The sequence below is a fragment of the Streptomyces sp. SM1 genome (assembly GCF_002910825.1).
GTDB lineage: Bacteria > Actinomycetota > Actinomycetes > Streptomycetales > Streptomycetaceae > Streptomyces > Streptomyces okerensis.
Genome location: NZ_NEUB01000500.1, coordinates 1 through 5,806 on the forward strand (window position 1 = coordinate 1; position 5,806 = coordinate 5,806).

Below are 5,806 nucleotides of genomic sequence, written 5' to 3' on the forward strand. Positions count from 1 at the left end.
GGCTCGCCCCCACCGGCGTCGCCCCCGCCGCAGGCGCCCTGCGCTGGGAACTGCCCGGCTGGGCCGGCTCCGTCGACCTGCTCCTCATCGCCACCCCGGACGGCACCGAACCCGGCCTGGCCCTGCTCTCCGAGCAGGCCTACCGCCGCGGCTGCACCGTCGTCGCCGTGGCCCCGGCCCGCACCCCGCTCGCCGACGCGGTCGGCGGCTCGCACGGCATGTTCATCTCCATGGCCACGGCGCCCTACGACCAGGACGAACCCGTCGCGGCCGCCTCCTCCGGCGTGCTGTGGGCGCTGCTGACCCCGCTGCTCGCGCTCCTGGACCGCACCGGTCTGGTCACCGCCCCGCCCGAGGCGCTGCAGATGGTCGCCGACCGTCTCGACGGCATCGCCGAACGCTGCGGCCCGGCCATCGTGACGTACAGTAACCCGGCCAAGACGCTGGCCGCGGAACTCGCCGACGCACTGCCCGTCGTCTGGACCGAGGGCGTCTCGGCCGGCCCGGCCGGCCGCCGGTTCACCGCCGCGCTCGCCGAACTGTCCGGCAAGCCGGCCGTCGTCGCCGAACTGCCCGAGGCTCTCGCCGCGCACGAAGCCCTGCTCGCCGGGCGGCTCGCCGCCGGCGCGGACCCGGACGACTTCTTCCGGGACCGCGTGGAGGAGGCGCCCGCCCTGCACGCCCGTGTGGTGCTGCTCCGCGACCGCCCCCTCGGCGGCCTCACCGCGGCTCCCGCCGCCCGCGAACTGGCCCTCAGCCACGACACGCCGATCAGCGAGCTGGAACCGGAGGCGGGCGGCGAACTGGAGACCCTCGCGGAACTGATCGCCGTCACGGATTTCGCCGCCGTTTACCTGGCGCTCGCCTCCAAGGCCTGATCATGACCGGGACCCCCTGACGTCACGCACGAAGACCGGCAGAAGGAACGCGGAGAACCCCATGGACCGCCTCGACAACACCATCCGCCCCTACGCCTGGGGTTCCCCCACCGCCATCCCGCGGCTGCTCGGCACCGAACCCACCGGCGAGCCGCAGGCGGAGATGTGGATGGGCGCCCATGCCGGCGCACCCTCGCGCACCGGCCGTGGCACCCTCGCCCAGGTCATCGACGCCGCACCGGAGAAGGAACTCGGCCCGGAGTCGGTCGCCAGGTTCGGCCCCCGGCTGCCCTTCCTCCTCAAACTCCTCGCCGCCGGATCCCCGCTCTCCCTCCAGGTCCACCCCGACCTGGACCAGGCGAAGGACGGCTACGCGGACGAGGAGCGCCGCGGCGTCCCCGTGACCGCCCCGCACCGCAACTACCGGGACGCCAACCACAAGCCCGAACTGGTCTGCGCCCTCACCGAGTTCGACGGCCTGTGCGGATTCCGCGAGCCGCTGCGCGCCGCCGGACTCCTCGAGGGCCTCGGCGTGGACTCGCTCAAGCCGTACGTCGACCTGCTGCACGCCCACCCCGAAGAGGCGGCCCTGCGCGAGGTCCTCACCGCGATCCTCACCGCCGACCCCGAGGAGATGGCCCGTACGGTCGCCGAGACCGCCGCCGCCTGCGACCGTCTCGGCGGCGACTACGCCCCGTACGCAGGGATCGCCCACCACTACCCGGGCGACCGCGGAGCCGTCGCCGCGATGCTCCTCAACCACGTCCGGCTGCAGCCCGGTGAGGCACTCTTCCTCGGCGCCGGAGTCCCGCACGCCTACCTCGACGGTCTCGCCGTCGAGATCATGGCCAACTCGGACAACGTCCTGCGCTGCGGCCTGACCCCCAAACACGTCGACGTCCCCGAACTCCTGCGCATCGTCCGCTTCGAGGCCCGCGACCCCGGCGTCCTGCGCCCGGAGGCCGGACCCGACGGCGAGGAGGTCTACGAGACCCCCATCGACGAGTTCCGCCTCTCCCGCTACGTCCTCCCCGAGGCCGGCACCGCCCACGACCTCACCCTCACCACCCCGCAGATCCTGCTCTGCACCGCGGGTTTCGTCCGGGCGGGCGAGCACGAACTGTCCCCGGGCGCCTCCGTGTTCGTCCCCGCAGGTGAGAAGGCCGAAGTGACGGGTACGGGAACGCTGTTCCGGGCCACGGTCGTCGCCTGAACAGCCCCGGCCGACGATCCGCCGCGCCGACGCCGGACCGGGCTGCAACAATGTCCCACCGTCAAAGGACGGGCCAAGTCCCGGGCGGCGTACGAACGCGCCGTCCCGGGCCACCACACGGCGTACGAAGGGACAACGCGAACACATGAGCGCGTCAGGCGGCACCAAGGCGATTGTGGCGGCACTCACCGCCAACCTCGCTATCGCGGTAGCGAAGTTCGTGGCGTTTGTCTTCAGCGGCTCGTCGTCGATGCTCGCCGAGTCCGTGCACTCGCTCGCCGACTCCGGCAACCAGGGCCTGCTGCTCGTCGGCGGCAAGAGGGCACAGCGCCAGGCCACCCCGCAGCACCCCTTCGGTTACGGCCGCGAGCGCTACATCTACGCCTTCCTCGTCTCCATCGTGCTGTTCTCGGTCGGCGGCATGTTCGCCCTCTACGAGGGCTACGAGAAGATCAAGCACCCGCACGAGCTGACGCACTGGTACTGGCCGGTCGGCGTCCTCGTCTTCGCGATCATCGCGGAGTGCTTCTCCTTCCGCACCGCCATCAAGGAGTCCAACGTCGTGCGCGGCGGCCGCTCCTGGAAGGAGTTCGTCCGCCACTCCAAGGCGCCGGAGCTGCCGGTCGTCCTCCTGGAGGACCTCGGCGCGCTCATCGGTCTCATCCTGGCCCTCGGTGGTGTCGGCATGGCCCTGGCCACCGGCGACAGCGTCTGGGACGGCATCGGCACCCTCTGCATCGGCGTCCTGCTCATCCTGATCGCCCTGGTCCTCGCCGTCGAGACCAAGTCGCTGCTGCTCGGTGAGGCCGCGGGCAGCGAGGAGACCAGGAAGATCGAGGCCGCCGCCGTCGACGGCCGCACCGTCACCCGCATCATCCACATGCGCACCCTCCACATCGGCCCGGAGGAGCTGCTGGTCGCCGCGAAGATCGCCGTCCGCCACGACGACACCGCCACCGAGGTGGCCTCCGCCATCGACGCCGCCGAGTCCCGCATCCGCGAGGCCGTCCCGATCGCCCGTGTGATCTACCTCGAGCCCGACATCTACAGCGAGACCGAAGCCGCCAAGGGTCCCGACCCCCACGCCACCCCCGGCGGCCCCGCCCAGCCGGAGACCGGTCACTGAACGTACCGACCCCGCGCACCGCGCCGGCCGGCCCCGTACGACGGGGCCGGCCGGCGCCCAAATAGGCCTGATGTGTACGCGTCCGGACTGGGGGCCGCCCGGCCGGGCGGTGTAGCTTGGGACGGAGCCAGACGTCGCTGCTGATGGCGGTCGGGCGGTCCCCCCCCCGGGGACCGGCCGAGGGAGAGAGGGCCTCCGACGGACTGCGCTGCGCGCACGCGGGCATGCCTGTGTCCTCTTCGGGGCACCCCTGTGTCCGCCGCCGCGCAGACCAGCCGTACCCACCTCGACCCACACCCCGAGGAGCAGCTCGCAATGACGACTGTCGACAACCGACAGGACTTCAAGGTCGCCGACCTCTCCCTGGCCGCCTTCGGCCGCAAGGAGATCACCCTCGCCGAGCACGAGATGCCCGGCCTGATGGCGATCCGCAAGGAGTACGCCGAGACCCAGCCCCTGGCCGGCGCCCGGGTCACCGGCTCCCTGCACATGACGGTGCAGACCGCCGTCCTCATCGAGACCCTGACCGCCCTCGGCGCCCAGGTCCGCTGGGCGTCCTGCAACATCTTCTCCACCCAGGACCACGCCGCGGCCGCCATCGCCGTCGGCCCGAACGGCACGCCCGAGGACCCGCAGGGTGTCCCGGTCTTCGCCTGGAAGGGCGAGACGCTGGAGGAGTACTGGTGGTGCACGGAGCAGGCGCTGTCCTGGCCGGACACCCCCACCGGCGGCCCGAACATGATCCTGGACGACGGCGGTGACGCCACCCTCCTGGTCCACAAGGGCGTCGAGTACGAGAAGGACGGCAAGGTCCCCTCGCCCGACACCGCCGAGTCCGACGAACACCGCGTCATCCTCGAACTCCTCACCCGCACGGTGGCCGAGTCGCCGCAGAAGTGGACCCAGCTGGCGTCCGAGATCCGCGGCGTGACCGAGGAGACCACCACCGGCGTCCACCGTCTGTACGAGATGCACCGCGACGGCACCCTGCTGTTCCCGGCGATCAACGTGAACGACGCCGTCACCAAGTCGAAGTTCGACAACAAGTACGGCTGCCGTCACTCCCTGATCGACGGCATCAACCGCGCCACCGACACCCTCATCGGCGGCAAGACCGCCGTCGTCTGCGGCTACGGCGACGTCGGCAAGGGCTGCGCGGAGTCCCTCCGCGGCCAGGGCGCCCGCGTGATCATCACCGAGATCGACCCGATCTGCGCCCTGCAGGCGGCGATGGACGGTTACCAGGTCACGACGCTGGACGAGGTCGTCGACAAGGCGGACATCTTCGTCACCACGACCGGCAACAAGGACATCATCATGGCCGCCGACATGGCCAAGATGAAGCACCAGGCCATCGTCGGCAACATCGGCCACTTCGACAACGAGATCGACATGGCCGGCCTCGCCCAGATCCCCGGCATCGTCAAGGACGAGGTCAAGCCGCAGGTCCACACCTGGACCTTCCCCGACGGGAAGGTGCTCATCCTCCTCTCCGAGGGCCGCCTGCTGAACCTGGGCAACGCCACCGGTCACCCGTCGTTCGTGATGTCCAACTCCTTCGCGGACCAGACCCTGGCCCAGATCGAACTGTTCACCAAGCCCGACGAGTACCCGACCGGGGTCTACGTGCTGCCCAAGCACCTCGACGAGAAGGTCGCCCGCCTCCACCTCGACGCGCTCGGCGTGAAGCTGACCACCCTCCGCCCCGAGCAGGCCGAGTACATCGGTGTGCAGGTCGAGGGCCCGTACAAGTCGGACCACTACCGCTACTGAGCCGAGGCTCCCACCACGGGGAGCTCGTCCGCGCACGGACGCGCTCCCCGGCAGCAGGTCCACCGAGGCAGGCCCCCGCACCCCCGTGTCGGGGGCCTGCCCCATGGACGGACCGGAGACCGGCCCAGCCCGTCACGACCCAGCCCGTCACGACCCAGGACCTCCATGCCCCGCGGCCGCTATTCGCTCCACGATCCGCACGACCACACCCCCCTCGCGGACGAGCACTTCCACTGCGCGCCCGGCCCTTCCGGCTGGCGCTACGTCTCCCAGCTCACCGCCGCCTCCGGCGATCACCTGGGCTCGGTCGACCTCGCCCTCGACGAACTCGGCCGCCCCATCCGGCTCGAACTCCACGCCGCCGGCTGGCAGGTCCGCGGCGCCGCCCTCGACGGCGTCACCTGGGTCCGCACCGACCCCACCGGAGCCCACGCCACCGAAGGCAATGTGCGCGCCCACGCCTTCACCGGCGCCTCCCCCGCGTTCCTCGTCGCCACCGCCCGTCTGCTGCGCCTCACCCCCTCCTCGGCGGCCACCCGCGTACGCCTGGTCGCCCTCACGGACCCGGTCCTGGCCCCGCGCACCCTGGACCAGTCCTGGGCGCTGGTCAAGAGAGAAACACACGCCACTGACAACGGCCCCCTGACCGTGGACGCATACCAGGTCACAGCCCTGGACACGGGGGAACAGCACGCCGTGCACCTCGCCGGCGACGTGGTCCTCGACGCTCCCGGCATCGAGCTCGAGGACCTCGGATCACCGCCGTCGGTCTTCCCCTGACGGCACGTCCGAAGCCGTCTACGCCGGCGGGGCGAA

General features: G+C 71.5%; 5 protein-coding genes. All 5 read left to right on the forward strand.

What is annotated here, in order from left to right; all coding sequences use genetic code 11:
* The coding region (locus tag B9S61_RS12225) for an SIS domain-containing protein (protein WP_103542274.1) at positions 1-878 on the forward strand (878 nt) is incomplete at its 5' end.
* Positions 879-939: 61 nt separating this feature from the next.
* Positions 940-2,091 carry a mannose-6-phosphate isomerase, class I gene (gene manA / locus B9S61_RS12230; RefSeq protein ID WP_103542275.1) on the forward strand — a complete coding sequence of 384 codons (1,152 nt, stop codon included), beginning with the start codon at positions 940-942 and terminating at the stop codon, positions 2,089-2,091.
* A 145-nt stretch (positions 2,092-2,236) separates the two neighbouring features.
* Positions 2,237-3,217: a cation diffusion facilitator family transporter gene (locus B9S61_RS12235; protein ID WP_103542276.1), complete on the forward strand. Its 981-nt coding sequence runs from the start codon at positions 2,237-2,239 to the stop codon at positions 3,215-3,217.
* A 315-nt stretch (positions 3,218-3,532) separates the two neighbouring features.
* Positions 3,533-4,990 (forward strand): adenosylhomocysteinase, encoded by a 1,458-nt coding sequence (gene ahcY / locus B9S61_RS12245; RefSeq protein WP_103542277.1) that lies wholly within the window; start codon positions 3,533-3,535, stop codon positions 4,988-4,990.
* 165 nt (positions 4,991-5,155) lie between these two features.
* Positions 5,156-5,770, forward strand: coding sequence for a hypothetical protein (locus B9S61_RS12250; protein WP_103542278.1), 615 nt, complete (start codon positions 5,156-5,158; stop codon positions 5,768-5,770).
* The last annotated feature ends 36 nt before the right edge of the window (positions 5,771-5,806 follow it).